Consider the following 16443-nt stretch of genomic DNA (forward strand, 5'->3'; position numbering starts at 1 on the left):
GACCACAGCGATCAGTGATCGTGATCGTCGCTGCTCGGCGCCGGTTTCCGGCAGGCTTCCCGGAAGGCGCGGAGGGCGTCGTCGCCGTCCCCTTCCCCGTCCCGGACGACGAGCACCGTGGTCAGGGCGAGCCCGGGTGACCGGAAGGGTACGAACGCGACGCGGGAGCTGTGCACGACGCGCGCGTGGGAGGCGTACACGACGGTCCACAGGGGGTTCGCCCCGGCGCCGATGATGGCGAGCGTGTCCTGGAGCGTGCCGGTGCGCGGCCCGGGGCGCGGGGCGAAGCCCGCGTCGTGGCAGGCGCCGACGACGAGGTCCACCAGGGCGGGGTGGTCGCGCCGTTCGGTGAGGCCGAGCGGGAGTCCGGCGAGGTCGGCGACGGCGACGTCCGGCGCGGCGGCGAGCGGGTGCCTGGCCGGGAGGGCCGCCATCAGCGGCTCCTGCCACACGGGCACGGCGCGCAGACCCTCCGCCGGTTCCGGGCCGTCGGCCCCGGCCCGCAGGAACGCCGCGTCGAGGCGCCCGTCGCGCACCTGGGCCGTCCGCTCCCGCGCCGGCACGGACACCAGCTCGACGCCGGTCCCCGGTGCGAGCTCCGCGTAGGCGTCGAGCACCCGGTCCAGGTGGGTGCCGAGCCCGGTGCTGGTGCCGACGCGCAGCACGGTGCGGCGGGCGACGGCGGCCCGGGCCCGTTCGGCGGCGGCGAGCACGGTCCGCGCCTCGGGGAGCAGCCTCTCGCCGGCTCCGGTGAGCCGCACGTGCCGGGGCGAACGGTCGAACAGGTCGGCGCCCAGCTCCCGTTCGAGCCGGCGGATCTGCTGGCTCACGGCGGACTGGACGATGTGCAGCCGTTCGGCCGCGCGCCCGAAGTGCAGTTCCTCCGCGACGGTCACGAAGTAGGCGAGCTGACGCAGTTCCATGACGGGACCCTAGAACGCGGGACCGGGGCCCGTTGTCAGTGGGATGGTCTTCACTGGTCTTGGAAAGGGACGGGAGCTGCACATGGTGTCGACCGACCGGTGTCTGGCGTTCGCGGCGATGTCGCTGCTGGTGATCGTGATCCCGGGGCCGAGCGTGCTGTTCGTGATCGGCCGGGCGCTCGCGCACGGGCGGCGCACGGCGGTGGCGACGGCGCTGGGCAATGTCTTCGGCTCGTACCTGCTGGTCGTCGCGGTGGCGCTGGGCATCGGCTCGCTGGTGGAGCGCTCGGCGGGCCTGTTCGTCGCGGTGAAGCTGGCGGGCGCGGCGTATCTGGTGTTCCTGGGCGTCCAGGCGTTCCGGCACCGTCGTGACATGAAGGCGTCGGACATCCAGGGGCCGGCCGGGCCCGCGCGCGGGGATCTGCGGACCGTGCTCGACGGGGTCCTGGTGGGCGTCACCAACCCGAAGGGCATCGTGTTCTTCGCGGCGGTCCTGCCGCAGTTCGTGAACCACGACGCGGGCCGGGTCCCGGCCCAGATGCTGCTGCTGGGCCTGATCCCGATCTCCATCGGGCTGGTCACGGACACCTTGTGGGGGCTGACCGCGTCGGCGGCGCGCACCTGGTTCGCGCGCTCGGACCGACGCCTGTCGATGATCGGCGGAACGGGCGGCTTCGCGCTGATCGGCCTCGGGGTGGCGGTGGCGGCGACGGGCCGCGCCGACTGAGCCGGGGCGTACGGGGCCAGGTGACGGGGTCAGGTGCGCACGGTGCCGAAGTCCACGGTGACCGGGCCCTGCGCCTCCAGGACGGCCGCGGTGCGCTCCGCCTCGGCGACGAGCTCGTCCCGCTGGGCGCGGGTGAGCTTCCCGAAGGGTTCGAGGGTGAGGGCGGATCCCGTCGCGGACTCGGTGAGCGTCCACAGGCCGGCGAGCATCCCGTCGACGAGGAACGTCAAGTAGGCGGTGTTGACCTGCCAGTTGCGGCCCCGGTCGGCCTCGTGCACGACGCGGGTGCGGTCGGCGTGCGACAGGAGCAGATTGTCGAACTCGGCGAGCAGCCGGGGCGGTGCCGGGGTGTCCTCGTCGGGCCGGGGCGCGTCGGGCAGGTCGAAGAGCTCGACACCGTGCTCGTCGCGGAACGTCACGAGGCGGGGCCGCAGCCGCTCGAAGGCCTCCTTGGTGCGGGTGAGCCCGGCCCACTGCTGGAAGTCCTTCACGGAGGCGGGTCCGAAGGCGCCGAGGTAGCGCAGGATCGTGTCGTCGGGCGCCGGCGTCGCGACGGGTTCCTGACCGAGCCACTGCTCGGCGGTGGTCAGTCGCACGCCGCCGCTGCGCCGCCACAGCCCGCGCGGGGTGACCTGGACCAGCGGCAGACCGCAGCGGGCGGCGATCGACAGGGACTGCGGGTCGGCCTCCGGCCACTCCTCCAGGAGGCGCTCCCTGATCTGCTTCGGGGTGCGCGGCTCCTCCTCGACGTACGTCCGCGACAGCGCGCACAGCCGCTCCAGGTCCACCCCCACCAGGCCCTTGCGGAACATCCGCAGCTCGCGCTCGCGGGCGGGCTGCACCAGCGGACGCAGCGTCATGCAGTCGTCGGCGGTGTGCAGATGGATCGTCGAGCGCATGGTGACGATCCGGGCGACGCGCCGCTGCTCCAGGGCGTCGGAGAGGTCGGCGGGCGTGAAGCCGTCGAGCCGGGCGGCGAGCGCGAGATAGGGCGGGCGGACCTCCTGCGCCTGGAGTCCGACGAGGTGCGCGACGGCCTCCTCGGTCTTCATCGGGCTGCGCCGCAGCAGCAGCTGCCGCTCCAGGGTGGCCCGGCCCAGTGCGCGTGCGGTCATCGGCTTCGTCGTCATACGGGGACCGTAGCGGGGGTCGCGGTCAGCCACTGTCCGCGATGCCGCTGCCGGTGCACGTCACCTTCGCTGGTTACGCTGCCCGCAACCCGACGGAAGGAGGCGGCGATGCCGCGACGGCAGGACGGACGCCGCTACACCTGGCGCCGGGGGACGGACCCGCGCCCGCGCACCGAGCCGCCCACCGCACCGGCCCCCGAACCGGCCGCCGCGGCGGAGCCGGCCGACAGCATCGTGCACGCGGCGCTGTACCGGGACGGAGTGCGGGTGGCGAGCCCCGCGACACTGACGGACACGTACCGGCAGCTGCGCGAGAAGCCCCGCACGATGGCGTGGATCGGTCTGGCCCGGCCCACCGAGGCCGAACTCAAGTCCCTTGCGGCCGAGTTCGACCTGCACCAGCTCGCCGTCGAGGACGCGCTGGAGGCCCACCAGCGGCCGAAGCTGGAGCGGTACGGCGAGACGCTCTTCGTCGTCCTGCGCGCCGCCCGCTACCTCGACGCCCCCGAGGAGGTCGACTTCGGCGAGCTGCACGTGTTCGTCGGCGCGGACTTCGTGATCACCGTGCGGCACGGCGCGGCCCCCGACCTCTCGGCGGTCCGCCGCCGCATGGAACAGAGTCCCGACCTGCTGCGCCTGGGCCCCGAGGCGGTCCTGTACGCGATCCTCGACGCGGTCGTCGACGGCTACGCCCCGGTCGTCGCGGGCGTCCAGAACGACGTCGACGAGATCGAGACGGAGGTCTTCTCCGGCGCCCCCGAGGTCTCCCGCCGCATCTACGAACTCTCCCGCGAGATGGTCGAGTTCCAGCGCTCCACCCGCCCGCTGGTCGGCATGCTGCACGGCCTGATGGCGGGCTTCGCGAAGTACGGCACGGACGAGGAACTCCAGCGCTATCTGCGCGACGTCGCCGACCACGTCACGCACACCAGCGAACGCGTCGACGGCTTCCGCCAGGCCCTCACCGACATCCTGACGGTCAACGCGACGCTGGTGACGCAGCAGCAGAACGCGGAGATGCGGGCGCTGGCGGAGGCGGGCTTCGAGCAGAACGAGGAGATCAAGAAGATCTCGTCGTGGGCCGCCATCCTCTTCGCGCCGACCCTCGTCGGCACGATCTACGGCATGAACTTCGAGAACATGCCGGAGCTCGGCTGGCACTTCGGCTATCCGTTCGCGATCGGCCTCATGGGGGTCGTCTGCGTCAGCCTGTACATGATCTTCAAGCGGCGCGACTGGCTCTAGGGGCCGGGGAGTCCGGGGTCCGGTCTCAGGGCCGCATCCCCGACAGCCTTGCCCGGCAGGCCAGTTGGAGGGCGAGGCGGGTGTCCGGGTCGGCGAGGTCGGCGCCCGTGAGGTCCGTGATGCGGCGGATGCGGGCGCCGACCGCGTTGCGGTGGAGGTGGAGAAGGTCGGCGGCGCGGGCCGGGGAGTTGTTGTGGTCGAGGTAGGCCTGGAGGGTGCGCAGGAGGGGTTCCGCCTTGTCCCGGCCCAGCTTCAGGACCGGCGCGAGGAGTTCGGTGGTCGCCTCGTGGGCCGTGTCGGAGGCGTACCACTCCAGCAGCATGCGGTCGAGGCCCGCCGCGTCGTGGGCGCTGACCGAGGTGCCGTCGGGCGGTGCCAGGAGGGCCGCGCGGGCCTCGCGGGCCGAGGTGCGGATGCCGAGGGGACCACGGTGCGCGGCGCCCAGGCCGCCGCGCAGCCCGGCCTCGGGGTGGTGGGCGCCGAGCGTGTCGAGGGTGCGGCGGGCCAGGGCGAGGGTGTCCCTGCGGGCCTCGGGGCCGGGCGCCGCCGCGCGGGTGCCGAGCAGCACGAGGGCGTCGTCGACGAGGGCGGCGTGCCAGTGCGTGCCGTCGCCGGGGGCGCGCAGCCGGGTGAGCAGTTGGCCGGTGAGGCTGTCGAGGAGGTGGTAGCGGTCGGCGGGCGGCAGGCCCGGCGCCTCGACGCGCAGCGCCGTGTGGTGGCCGTCGACCGGCAGGCCGAGCGCCCGGCCGCGCGCGGCGAGCCCCGCGGTGCGCTCCTGCGGCGCGGCGAGGAGTTCGGCGAGGAGGTGTCCCCGGGACCGTACAGGCAGGTCGCCGTGGCCGCCGCCGGCCGCGGCGAGGACGGCCATGCCGAGGACGCAGCGGGCGGCGGTGCCGGCGTGCCCGGGGCGATCCGGCGCGGCGAGGGCGATCTCGCCGTCGGGTCCCGGTGCGCTCGCCCCCGTCTCGCCGGGCCCGGGGGCGCGGCGTTCGACGGGCACGCCGAGAGCCCGCGCGGCCGTGGCGGCGGCCCGCTCCGGGTCGCCCGCGTCCCCGGGCAGCCGCTGCGCGGCGGCGGCGACCCTGGCCAGTGCGTCGGCGGCGTCCCCGGCCACGGCCCGGTCGACCGCGACGACGAGCGCGGCGAGATCGCCGGTGGCCTCCAGGACGGCGACCCGGCCGCGGTCGGCGAGGGAGCGGAGCGTGGCGCGGGCCGCGTCGTCCAGGGCCCGCGCGGGGGCGGGGGCGGCGGGCAGGTACGCGCCGGGGACGACGCCCGGGTAGGCGTCGGGCGTGCGGGAGGGCGGCGCGCCGTCCCGGGTGTCCCCGGCGAGCACGAGCGCGGTGGCGCCGGCCGCCGCCGCGTCCCGTACCGCCACGTCCAGCAGATGGCCGGGGACGGCGGACAGCAGGATCGCGACGGTGCCGGGCGGGACCGCCGGGATGCGGTCGGCGCGGGTCTCCAGGCGCACACCGGTCACCGGTGCGGCGTCGAGCGGTCCTGCCAGGTGGTGCAGGCCGGTGAGGCCCGGGGCGGTGAGCAGCTCGGCGAGGGTCGGCATGCCGGAAGTGTGCTGCGCGCACACCGCATGGCGCAACCTTGGGCTGTCGGCCCATGGGACGTGCGGCGCGGCTCCGTACGCTGAGGGCATGCATCTGGACGCGCAGGCCCTCACCGACTTCGCGCGGGGCTGCGCCGTCCTCGGTTCCGGGGGCGGCGGCCCCGTCGCCGACACGCTGCCCGTCGCCGCGCAGGCGATCGAGGAGTGCGGCCCGGTGCCCGTCGTGGCGCCGGAGGAGCTGCCCACGGACGCGCTGGTGCTGCCCGTCAGCCTGGTCGGCTCGCCGGCCGTCGCCGCGGAGCGGATCGGCGGGCGCGGGGAGGCCGGGCGGCTGGCGGCGCGCGTCGAGCAGCTGCACGGGCGGCCGGTCGCGGCCGTGATGTGCGGTGAGATCGGCGGGCAGAACGGCTGCTTCACCGTGTCGTGGGCGGCCCGGCTCGGGGTGCCGCTGCTGGACGCGGACTCCATCGGCCGGGCGTTCCCGCGCCTGGACCAGAACGTGCTGGAGCTCGCCGGGCTGTCGCCCTTCCCCGCCGTGCTGTCCGACGAGTACGGGCGCACCGTCGTCCTCGACGACGTCGACGGCGCGTTCCTGGAGGAGCTGGCGCGGCCGGTCGTCGCCGTGTTCGGCGGGCGAGCCGTCTCCGCGGACTATCCGCTCAGTGCCGGGCAGGCCGCCCGGCACGCCGTGCGGGGTTCCGTGACGACGGCGCTGGCGCTCGGCCGCGGCGAGGACCTCGACCCGGTCCTCACCGGCAAGGTGGCGTCGGTGCAGCGACCCGGTGACGGCGCCGCCTCCGTCCTCCTGGAGGGCACCGGTGGGGACGCGGGGCGGCTCGTGGTGCTGCGGGCGCGCAGCGAGTTCGTGGCCGCGATGGAGGACGGCCGGGCGCTGGCGCTGGTGCCGGACGTCATCGCCCTGATCGACGCGCGCACCGGCTGGGCGGTGCCGGTCGAGGAGGTGCGGTACGGGCTGCGGGTGCGGCTCGTGACGTTCCCCTCGGCGGCCGTCTGGTACACGGAGGCGGGGCTGCGCCTGGCCGGCCCCGAGGCCTTCGGGCTCGCCGGTCTGAAGCGGGAGGTGGCGCCGTGACCGTCACCGTCGGCGTGGACGTCGGCCCCACGAGCACCGACGCCGTGCTGCTGGACGACACCCGCCCGGTGGCCGCCGTGAAGGTGCCGTCCCGGCCGGGCGACGCGATCGGTTCACTGGCCGCCGCCGTCGAGGAACTGCCGGCCGACGTGCGGGCCCGCGCCGTGACGCTGGCCGTGGGACTGCGGGTCGCCGCCCGTGCGGTGACCGAGCGGTCCGGGCTCGCGCAGGTGGGGGTCCTGCGGATCGGGGGCGCCGCCGCCGACACCGTGCGGCCGCTGTTCGGCTGGCCCGATGAGCTGCGCGCGGCGGTGTGCGCCGGGGTGGCGAACGTGGCGGGCGGCAGTGGTCTGGCGCCGCTGGACGGGGCCCCGCTGGACGAGGCGGCGGTCGCCGCGTTCGGGGCGGAGCTCGCGGGCCGCGCCGAGGCGTTCGCGGTCAGTTCGGTGTTCTCGCCGGCGGACGGCGCCCAGGAGCGGGCCGCCGCCCGGATCCTGCGGGAGCGGGCCGGGCAGGACGTGCCGGTGCTGCTGTCCGGCGAGATCGGCGCGCTCGGCCTGATCCAGCGCGAGAACGCCACGGTGCTCGACGCGGCGCTCTGTGTGCTCGTGGCCCGGGTCGCCGACGAGCTGACGGCGGCGCTGCCCGGCCTCGGGCTCGCGCCGGGCGCCGGCGTGCTGGTCACCCGGCACGACGGCACCCTGATGAGCCTCGACTACCTGCGCCGCCAGCCCGGTCTCAGCCTCGGCTCCGGCCCCGCGTGCACGCTGCGCGGCGCCGGGCTGCTCGCCGGGGTGGGCGACGCGGTCGTCGTCGACGTCGGTGAACGGCGGGCCCGGGTGGGCGTGTTGAGCGGCGGCTACCCGCGCGAGGCCGCGCCGGGCGAGCACATCGGCGGCGTCCCGGTGATCCTGCGCTTCCCCGATCTGCTCACCGTCGACGCCGCCGCGCACCGCGACATCGCCGAGGCGGCCGACCGGATGCAGCCCGCCGCGGGCCGGCTCCCGGTGGTCCTCGTCGGCGGCGGCGCCCACCGGGTGCCGGACGCGGCGCTGCCCGGCTGTGACGTCGTGCGTCCCGAACACGGCGACGTGGCGGGCGCGTTCGGCGCCGCGGCCTCCCCGGTGGGCGGCTCCTGCGAGCGGATCGTGCGCCGTCCCGACGCGCTGGACGCCGTACGGGACGAGGTGCGCGAGCTGGCCCGGGCCAGCGCCGTGCGGGCCGGGGCCGATCCCCGGCGGGTGCGCACCGTGCTCGATCCCGAGGAGTACGTGCCGTACCTGCCGGGTGCGGTACTCCTGCGGGCCCGCGCGTCGGGCCCGCCCGCACCCCTGTAAGCCCGACCCTCCCGCTTCCCGACTCCCGCTCACCACACGGTGGTTCGGCGTCACGCCGCCGTGCTCCCCTGCCCTGTCCCGATTCCCTCCAAGGACTGTCCCCATGACGAACTCGACGACGGCGCCGGCCCAGGCGCCCGAGACCGGACCCGCCGCCGGCACCGACGAGGACTACCCGCTCGAACGGGTCCCGACGTCCGCCCGCTACTCCTGGTTCAACGTGGCCGTGCAGCGCTTCGGCCAGCTCTCCGACCTCACGCAGTTCCTGCTCGGCGCGACGCTGGGCGCGGGGCTGTCGTTCTGGGGCGCGTTCTGGGCGTTCACGCTCGGCTCGGTGATCCTGGAGGTCGTCTGCATCTTCGTCGGCATCGCCGGCATGCGCGAGGGCCTGTCGACATCGGTGCTGGTGCGCTGGACCGGTTTCGGGCGGTACGGGTCGACGATCATCGGCCTGGTCATCGCGGTGAGCCTGTTCGGCTGGTTCGGTGTGCAGACCGCGGTGTTCGCCGCCGGTCTGCAGTCGATCGTGCCGTCGGTCCCGCTGTGGGCCTGGTGCCTGATCTGCGGGCTCGCGGTCACGCTGCTGGTGCTGCGCGGCTTCCGGGCGATGGGCTGGACCGCGTTCGTCACGGTGCCCGCCTTCCTCGGTCTCGCGGGCTGGGCGATGACCGTGCAGATCTCCCGGCACAGCTTCACCGACCTGGTCGGCTCGGCGCCGTTCGGCGCGCACATCTCCATCGCCACGGGCGCCACGATCGTCGCGGGCTCGTACATCGTGGGCGCGGTCACGACGCCCGACATGACGCGCTTCAACCGCTCGACCGGCGACGTCGTCAAGCAGACCCTCGTGGGCATCTCGCTGGGCGAGTACGTGCTCGGTCTGGCCGGTGTGCTGCTCGCGTACGCCGTGAAGTCCTCGGACCTGATCGCGATCATCACGTCCAGCTCCGGCGTGGTCGGGGTCATCGTGCTGGTCTCCGCCACCGTGAAGATCAACAACTGGAACCTGTACTCCTCGGCGCTCGGGCTGATCAACGCGGTCGAGTCGCTGTCCGGGATCCGGCTCGGCCGGGTCGCGACGACGGTCGTCATCGGGGTGCTCGGCTCGTTCGCGGCCGCCGCGGGCATCCTCGACCACTTCACGGACTTCCTGACGATCCTCGGCGTCCTGACGCCGCCGGTCGCCGGGATCATGGTCGCCGAGTACTTCGTGGTGAAGAAGTGGCGGCCGCAGCTCGACGCCTCGCGCGCGCTGGGCCGGCTGCCCGACACCGAGCCCTCCTGGGTGCCCGCCACGATCGCGCTGTGGGCCCTCGCCTCCCTTGTCGGCTGGCTCGGCGACCACTACCAGTGGTGGGGCATCCCCGCGCTCAACTCGCTCGTCCTCGCGGGTCTCGGCTACGTGGCGTGCGGCGCACTCGGTCTGGTGCGCGGCGCCCGTGAGCTGCCGGTCGCCCAGCCCTCGCGCCCGGCCGCCCAACTGGAAGCAGAAGCGGCGGCCGCCTGACGCGCGCCCGCACTTCGCACCACCTCCCTCACCCACCAAGGAAAGCAGCACCATGCGCATCGGTATCGACGTCGGAGGGACCAACACCGACGCCGCCCTGCTCGGGGACGACGACCGGGTGATCTCGGCCGCCAAGTCGCCGACGACGCCGGACATCACCTCCGGCGTGACGGCGGCGATCCGGGCCCTGGACCCGCCCGTGGACCAGGTGTCCGCGGTCATGATCGGCACCACCCACTTCCTCAACGCGCTCATCGAGGGCGCCCGGCTCGCACCCGTCGCGGCGGTCCGGCTCGGCCTGCCGGCGACGGCGGCGCTGCCGCCGATGACGGACTGGCCCGAGCGGCAGCGCGCCGCCGTCGGCGGGCACGGCTATCTGTGCCACGGCGGCCGGGAGTTCGACGGCCGCCCGCTCTCCCCGCTCGACCCGGACGAGCTGCGCCGGACGGCCGCGGACATCGCCGCGAAGGGCCTGCGCTCGGTCGCGATCTCGTCCGTCTTCTCGCCGGTCGCGGAGGACGACGAGCGGCGGGCCGCCGAGATCCTGCGCGCCGAGCTGGGCGACGGCGTGCACCTCTCGCTCTCCCACGAGCTGGGCCGGATCGGGCTGCTGGCGCGGGAGAACGCGACGATCGTGAACGCGGCGCTGCGCGACCTGGCCACGCACATCGTGGAGTCGTTCGGCAAGGCACTCGCGGAGGTGTCGGTCACGGCGCCGTTCTTCCTGTCGCAGAACGACGGCACGCTGATGGACGTGGACTTCGCCCGTACGTATCCGGTGGCGACGTTCGCGTCGGGACCGACGAACTCGATGCGCGGCGCGGCGTTCCTGTCCGGGCTCGCGGACTGCGCGGTGGTCGACGTCGGCGGCACCACGGCCGACGTCGGCATCCTCCAGGGCGGCTTCCCGCGCGAGGCGGCCGGGGAGAGCGAGGCGGCGGGCATCCGCACCAACTTCCGCATCCCCGACGTCCTCTCGCTCGGCATCGGCGGCGGCTCACTGGTCGGCGACGACGGCGAGACGGGCCCGCGCTCGGTCGGCTACCGGCTCACCGAGGAGGCGCTGGTCTTCGGCGGCGCCACCCTGACCGCGACCGACCTGGCGGTGGCCGCCGGGCGCGCCGACATCGGCGACGCGTCCCGGGTGGCCCACCTGGACCGGGAGTTCGTCGACCGTGCCCTGGCCCGGATCGCCGAGCGGCTCGCGGAGAGCGTCGACCGGATGCGGACGTCGGCGGCGCCGCTGCCGGTGGTCGCGGTGGGCGGCGGGTCCGTCCTCGTACCGGAGGCGCTGCCCGGCTTCGACGACGTGCGCCTGCCCGGCAACTTCGGCGTCGCGAACGCGGTCGGCGCGGCCATCGCCCAGGTCGGCGGCGAGGTCGACCGGGTCTTCCAGGTCCCCGACGGCAAGCGGGAGTCGGTGCTCGCGCAGGCCCGCGAGGAGGCCGTGGGCCGCGCCGAGGACGCCGGGGCGCGGCGCGGCACGGTGCGCGTCGTCGACATCGAGGAGGTCCCCCTCGCCTATCTGCCCGGCGGTGCGACCCGCATCCGGGTCAAGGCGGTCGGCGACCTCGACCTGAACCACATCAAGACCGGAGCGGCCCGCCATGCGTGAGATCACCCTCGACAACCTGGACGACATCGCGCGCGGCGCCGGCATCCTCGGCACGGGCGGCGGCGGTGACCCGTACATCGGCAAGCTGCTGGCCCGGGAGGCGATCCGGCGCAACGGACCGGTCAGGGTCGTCGACATCGACGAGGTGCCGGCCGACGCGACGGTCGTGCCGGTCTCCGGGATGGGCGCGCCCACCGTGCTGCTGGAGCGGGTCCCGAACGGCGGTGAGGAACTGGCCGCGCTGCGCGCCCTGGAGAAGCACCTCGGCCGTCCGGCCACGCACATCGCGCCGATCGAGGTGGGTGGCGTCAACTCGATGCTGCCGATCGCCTGCGCCGCCGAGGCGGGGCTGCCGATCGTCGACGGCGACGCGATGGGCCGCGCCTTCCCCGAGGCGCAGATGGTGCTGCCCGGACTGATCGGCGTCTCCAACTCCCCGATGGCGCTGGCCGACGACAAGGGCAGCACGATCATCGTGGAGGCGGTCGACAACCACGCCGCGGAGGCGATCGCCCGTGCGGTCTGCGTGGAGCTGGGCTGCCAGATCTCCTGTGCGGACACGGTGCTGCGCGGCGACCAGCTGGCCGACGGGCTGGTCCCGGCGACCCTCACCCTCGCCGAGAACCTCGGCGCCGCGGTCCGCGCGGCGCGCGCCGAGCACAGCGACCCGGTGGCGGCGGCCGTCACGATGCTCGACGGCGTGCCGCTGCTCACCGGCAAGGTGGTCGACGTCTCGCGGCGCACGGAGGGCGGCTTCGCACGGGGCCGCGCCAGGATCGAGGGGACCGGCGCCGACACGGGCCGGGTCCTCGAACTCGACTTCCAGAACGAGCACTTGCTGGCCACCCGGGACGGGGTGACCGTCGCGACGACGCCGGACCTGATCTGCGTCCTGGACAGCGAGACGGGTGAGCCGGTCACCACGGAGGGGCTCCGCTACGGTCTGCGCGTCTCCGTGCTCGCCGCCCGCTGCGACCCGCGCTGGACGTCGCCGGGCGGACTGGCGCTGGCCGGTCCGCGCTACTTCGGCTACGAGACGGACTATCTGCCGTTCGGGAGCTGAAGTCCCCTGGGGCGGGCCGCCGTGCAGGCGGTCCGCCCCGCCACGGTGCGATCCCGCGGGGCGGCTCCGCCGCAGGTCGAGCACGTATATTCCGTTCTCGTCCGGTGACGTCGACGTAGGGGTGCAGCGTGAACTCGGGTGGGGAACAAGGCGGTTCGTCCGCATCGGACGAGGAATGGGAGCGGTTCCTCAGGGAGTCGGCGGAGGGGGTGCGGGACGCCCCCAAGGAGCCGTCGGCGCGGGCCCGCATGGTGACGCGGCGGCTGCGGGAGGAACAGGGGCCGCCCGAGGGGTGGCGCAGCCATCGGCCCGCCGCGCCGCGCCGCGGACGCATATGGCCGGTGCTCGGCGTGCTGGCCGCCGTGGCGCTGGTGGTCGTGGCCCTGGACCCGGGGCGGGTGACCGGCTGGTTCGGGGGCGGCGGCGAGGACGCCGCACCGCTCGCCGCGGAGTCGGCGCGCCCCACCGGTCCACCGCCCGAGGCGGCCGGGAGGCCCACCCTTGACGAGCCGTTCAAGGGGTCGCCCGCCGCGCGCTGGGGCGACGGCGCCGCCGGGATCGGGATGCCGCCGGCACGGGCGACCGGCTGGATGAGCAAGGCACAGGTGGCGCGGACGCTGGAGCGCAGCCGGGACTTCCTCGTCGCGTCCAGCCTCGACCCGGGCGTGCTGCGCGGCGGGCGGCCGGCGAAGGCGATCGCCTACCTCAACCCGCACCAGAGCGACGTGCGGAAGTTCCTCACGACGTCCCTGACCTCACCGAGCCGGAAGAACAACCCGCTGCTCCTGTTCAGCCGCTTCGACCAGACGAAGGCCCGGCTCGTCGGCGACGTGGTCAAGACCCGCGGCCGGGTGACGTACGAGGAGGGCGAGCGCGGCGCGGTCGAGGTGCACACCGACGTGACGTATGTGTACCCGGTGACGCGGCCCGAGCGGGACAGCACCGAGGTGGCCCGCACGATCGTGCGGCGCGAGGTGGTGATGAGCTGGGACGACCCGGCGAAGATCGTCACGGAGCCCGGCACGTTCTCCGCCGTCTCGTACAGCGTGGACACGACCAACGGCGGCTGCGACACCTCCGGCGGCTATCTCGTCCCCGAGTTCGGCTCCGAACGGCAGCCGGGCGACGGCCCGTCCGTCGACCCGTACGACCGCAGTACGACGATGGACCAGCGGATGAACGAGTCCGACGGCGAGCGCTGCGGGGCCGCGACCCGCGGGTGACACCGGTCAGCGGCGGGCCGCCGTCCCGATGGCCACCGCGTTGGCCGTGACGATCACCGCGATCGCCGCCCAGGACGCGACGTCGAGCCGCTGCCCGAGGACCAGCAGGCCGATCAGGGCCGCGAAGACCGGGTTGACGCTCATGAAGACGCCGAAGGAGCGGGCCGGCACCCGGCGCAGTGCCAGCAGGTCGGCGAGGAACGGCACCGCGGAGGACAGCACGCCCGCCGCGAGCGCGCCGAGCAGCGCGAGCGCGGTGGGCGGGTGCAGGACGAGGACCGTGACGCCGACCGGCACGTACAGCAGCCCGGAGACGCCGGCCGCCGCGGCCGACCCGGCGAGCCCCGGCAGCCGCGCCCCGACCGTGCGGTTGAGCAGGATGTACGCGGCCCAGCAGCAGGCGGCGACCAGGGCCAGGCCGATGCCGAGGTAGTCGGTGCCGGCCCGCGGCCGGGTGAGCACCACGACCCCCGCGGCGGCGGCGAGCGCGCAGCCCAGATCGGTGCGGCGCCGCGCGCCGGCGAGGGCCACGCCGAGCGGCCCGAGGAACTCCAGCGTCACCGCGAGACCGAGCCCGATCCGGTCGATGGCCGTGTACAGGGTGAGGTTCATGGTCGCGAACACCACGGCGAGGCCGAGCACCGGCCGCCACTGCGCCGCGGTGAACGCGCGCGGCCGGGGCCGCCCCGCCGCCAGCAGGACGGCGGCGGCCACCCACTGGCGTACGGCCACCACGCCCACCGGGCCGATGACGGGGAAGGCGAGCGCGGCCAGCGACGCGCCCATCTGGTTCGAGAGCCCGCTGCCGAGCATGAGCGCGAGACCGCCGCCGCGCGCCCGTGCGGGTGCGCCGTCAGTCGTCCGTGCAGGGGTACGGGTACGGGTACGTGTCCTCAGGTCCACGGTCCGACGATGGGACCGTGCGCCGGATACGCAAAATGCATCCGGCGCGCTGTCTATACGCTGGGCGTATGCATGAGGAAAGGGAACAGGAGAGGGACCGGGCGCGGGACGACGACGGGCGGGCGGCGCGGCTGGAGCTCAAGCACCTGCGGTGTCTGATCGCGATCGTCGACTCGGGCAGCTTCACCGACGCGGCGATCGAGCTCGGCACCTCGCAGGCGGCGGTCTCCCGCACCCTGCTCTCCCTCGAACGCGTCCTCGGGGTCCGCCTGCTGCACCGGACGAGCCGGGCGATCACCCCGACGACGGCCGGGGTGCAGGTCATCCAGCGGGCCCGGCATCTGCTGGCCGACGCCGACGACCTGGTCCGGGAGGCGACGACCGGGCACACCCGGCTGCGCATCGGGCACGCGTGGGGCTCGCTCGGCCGGCACACCGCCGAGTTCCAGCGGCGCTGGCGGGAGCGGTACCCGGACGTCGAACTGCTCCTGGTCCGCCACAACAGCCCCACGGCCGGGCTCGCCGAGGGCGCCTGCGATCTCGCGGTCGTGCGCACGGCGGCGGTCGACCCGAGCCGGTACGGCCACGCCACGGTCGGCCACGAACGGCGTTACGTGGCGATGGCCTCCGACGACCCGTGGGCGCGCCGGCGGTCCGTGCCGCTCGCCGAGATCCGCGCCCGCACCCTGGCGGTGGACCGCCGCACCGGCACCACGACGGTCGGCCTGTGGCCGCGCGAGGCGCGCCCCGCCGTGGAGTACACGGCCGACGTGGACGACTGGCTCGACGCGATCGCCGCGGGCCGCTGCGTCGGCATCACCCCGCATGCCACGGTGACCCAGTACCGGCGCGAGGGCGTCGTCTACCGCCCCGTCAGGGACGCCGCGCCGGTCCCGGTCCAGACGCTCTGGAACCAGCACGACCCGCACCCGCGGACCCACGCGGCGATCGCTCTGCTCACCGAGCTCTACGGGCCTACTGCCACACCCTGACGTAGTCGACGTACATGGTGGAGTGCCAGTCGAACGTCTCGTCGTGGACCGAGCCGTCGGCCCAGTTGTCCAGGACCTCGTGCGAGAGGATCGGGAACTCCTTCACCTGGCTGATGAGTTGGGGGTCGGTGACGGTGCGCACGACGGTGCCGTCGTACAGGAACTGCAGCTGGGTGGGGGTCCAGCTGAGTCCGAAGGTGTGGTACCAGGTGCTGTGCAGGCCGGGTGCGTCCGCGACGGTCCCGGACGACTTGTGGTCGGCTCCGTAGCCGTCGTAGTGCAGGGTCACCGAGTACTTGTCGGCCTGGTAGTTCGTCTCGGTGATGTCCATCTCGGCGCCGTCGCGCGCGGTGCCGTCGACGGCGCCACCGGGGGTGAGGCCCGCGTCGGCCTGGAGCCAGACGGCGGCGAGGTGCCCGTTCGTGAGGGCCGGGGTGTGCACGCGGGCCTCGATGGTGCCGTAGGTGTAGTCGAACTTGCCCTGACTGTCGATGCGGCCGCCCGAGTACTGGCCCTCCGCCAGCTGCTTGACGTCGATGGCGAGTGCGCCGTTGCCGTCGGTGCGCACGTTGGCGGGCTTGTACCACCAGCGGTCGGTGCCCGCGGCGCCGGAGCGCTCCTGGTCGCGGGCGGTCCAGCGGGCGGTACTGACGGTGGTGCCGTCGAACTCGTCGCTGAACACCAGGGTCTGGGCGGCCGCGGCGGGGGCGGTGCCGGTGGACAGGGGCTGCGCGTCGGCCGGGGTGGCCGGGTCGACGAGGGATGACGTGGCGGCGGTGCCGGGCTCGGCGGCCTGTGCGGGCAGCGCGGCGAGCAGGGCTCCCGCGGCCAGCAGAGCGAGTGCGGCGGTGCGGCGATGGCGCATGGACCCACCCTTCGGTTTCGCGTTCTCCCGGATAGAAAACGCTTTCCCGGGCGGTCATGGTGCAGCCGGGGCGCGCGGGCGTCAAGAGGTCCTGGACTGGCGGGAGTTGATGGAGACCCGTGCGGTAACCGTTTCCGGTGACAAGTCACCTTCGTCGCAGCCGTCGGGGTCAGGGTCGGGATCGGGATCGGGATCGGGATCGGGATCGGGATCGGGATCGGGATCGGCGGGACCGCCGGAGCGGTCAGGGCCGTGGGTG

At 74.7% G+C, this 16443-nt stretch carries 14 protein-coding genes; 9 read left to right on the forward strand and 5 right to left on the reverse strand.

Annotated elements, in window-relative coordinates:
* Window positions 1-11: 11 nt before the first annotated feature.
* Window positions 12-923, reverse strand: coding sequence for a LysR family transcriptional regulator (locus M4J07_RS23970; protein WP_255975044.1), 912 nt, complete (start codon window positions 921-923; stop codon window positions 12-14).
* 82 nt (window positions 924-1005) lie between these two features.
* On the opposite strand from M4J07_RS23970, the gene M4J07_RS23975 reads away from it, so the two are divergent.
* A complete protein-coding gene (locus tag M4J07_RS23975) occupies window positions 1006-1650 on the forward strand; it encodes a LysE family translocator (protein WP_255975045.1) in 645 nt (214 codons plus the stop codon).
* A 29-nt stretch (window positions 1651-1679) separates the two neighbouring features.
* On the opposite strand, the gene M4J07_RS23980 is transcribed toward M4J07_RS23975, so the two are convergent.
* Window positions 1680-2780 (reverse strand): winged helix DNA-binding domain-containing protein, encoded by a 1101-nt coding sequence (locus M4J07_RS23980; protein WP_255975046.1) that lies wholly within the window; start codon window positions 2778-2780, stop codon window positions 1680-1682.
* A 108-nt stretch (window positions 2781-2888) separates the two neighbouring features.
* Here M4J07_RS23980 and M4J07_RS23985 point away from each other — a divergent pair, with 108 nt between their 5' ends.
* Window positions 2889-4025, forward strand: a complete 1137-nt coding sequence (locus M4J07_RS23985) for a magnesium and cobalt transport protein CorA (protein ID WP_255975047.1) — start codon at window positions 2889-2891, stop codon at window positions 4023-4025.
* Window positions 4026-4050: 25 nt separating this feature from the next.
* Here the strand turns inward: M4J07_RS23985 and M4J07_RS23990 are convergent, their stop codons facing one another.
* Window positions 4051-5586, reverse strand: a complete 1536-nt coding sequence (locus tag M4J07_RS23990; protein ID WP_255975048.1) for a PucR family transcriptional regulator — start codon at window positions 5584-5586, stop codon at window positions 4051-4053.
* Window positions 5587-5674: 88 nt separating this feature from the next.
* Here M4J07_RS23990 and M4J07_RS23995 point away from each other — a divergent pair, with 88 nt between their 5' ends.
* The 6 genes from M4J07_RS23995 to M4J07_RS24020 all read left to right on the forward strand — a co-directional run bounded on the left by M4J07_RS23995 (window position 5675) and on the right by M4J07_RS24020 (window position 13424).
* Window positions 5675-6679 (forward strand): DUF917 domain-containing protein, encoded by a 1005-nt coding sequence (locus M4J07_RS23995; RefSeq protein ID WP_255975049.1) that lies wholly within the window; start codon window positions 5675-5677, stop codon window positions 6677-6679.
* Window positions 6676-8016, forward strand: coding sequence for a hydantoinase/oxoprolinase N-terminal domain-containing protein (locus M4J07_RS24000; protein ID WP_255975050.1), 1341 nt, complete (start codon window positions 6676-6678; stop codon window positions 8014-8016). Before M4J07_RS23995 ends, M4J07_RS24000 begins: the two co-directional genes overlap by 4 nt.
* 103 nt (window positions 8017-8119) lie before the next feature.
* Entirely contained in the window at window positions 8120-9523 is a 1404-nt protein-coding gene (locus tag M4J07_RS24005) for a purine-cytosine permease family protein (RefSeq protein WP_255975051.1), read from the forward strand.
* A 52-nt stretch (window positions 9524-9575) separates the two neighbouring features.
* A complete protein-coding gene (locus M4J07_RS24010; protein WP_255975052.1) occupies window positions 9576-11138 on the forward strand; it encodes a hydantoinase/oxoprolinase family protein in 1563 nt (520 codons plus the stop codon).
* Window positions 11131-12201 (forward strand): DUF917 domain-containing protein, encoded by a 1071-nt coding sequence (locus tag M4J07_RS24015; RefSeq protein WP_255975053.1) that lies wholly within the window; start codon window positions 11131-11133, stop codon window positions 12199-12201. Before M4J07_RS24010 ends, M4J07_RS24015 begins: the two co-directional genes overlap by 8 nt.
* A gap of 128 nt (window positions 12202-12329) precedes the next feature.
* The gene (locus tag M4J07_RS24020; protein ID WP_255975054.1) at window positions 12330-13424 is read left to right on the forward strand and encodes a hypothetical protein; all 1095 of its coding nucleotides are present in this window, start codon (window positions 12330-12332) and stop codon (window positions 13422-13424) included.
* A 6-nt stretch (window positions 13425-13430) separates the two neighbouring features.
* On the opposite strand, the gene M4J07_RS24025 is transcribed toward M4J07_RS24020, so the two are convergent.
* Entirely contained in the window at window positions 13431-14237 is an 807-nt protein-coding gene (locus M4J07_RS24025) for an EamA family transporter (protein ID WP_374215074.1), read from the reverse strand.
* Window positions 14238-14395: 158 nt separating this feature from the next.
* Here M4J07_RS24025 and M4J07_RS24030 point away from each other — a divergent pair, with 158 nt between their 5' ends.
* Window positions 14396-15319 carry a LysR family transcriptional regulator gene (locus M4J07_RS24030; protein ID WP_305128096.1) on the forward strand — a complete coding sequence of 308 codons (924 nt, stop codon included), beginning with the start codon at window positions 14396-14398 and terminating at the stop codon, window positions 15317-15319.
* Here M4J07_RS24030 and M4J07_RS24035 read toward each other — a convergent pair.
* The gene (locus tag M4J07_RS24035; protein WP_255975055.1) at window positions 15303-16184 is read right to left on the reverse strand and encodes a glycoside hydrolase family 16 protein; all 882 of its coding nucleotides are present in this window, start codon (window positions 16182-16184) and stop codon (window positions 15303-15305) included. The two genes, M4J07_RS24030 and M4J07_RS24035, sit on opposite strands and share 17 nt — an antisense overlap.
* Window positions 16185-16443 lie beyond the last annotated feature (259 nt).

This window comes from Streptomyces longispororuber (assembly GCF_024448165.1).
GTDB lineage: Bacteria > Actinomycetota > Actinomycetes > Streptomycetales > Streptomycetaceae > Streptomyces > Streptomyces longispororuber_A.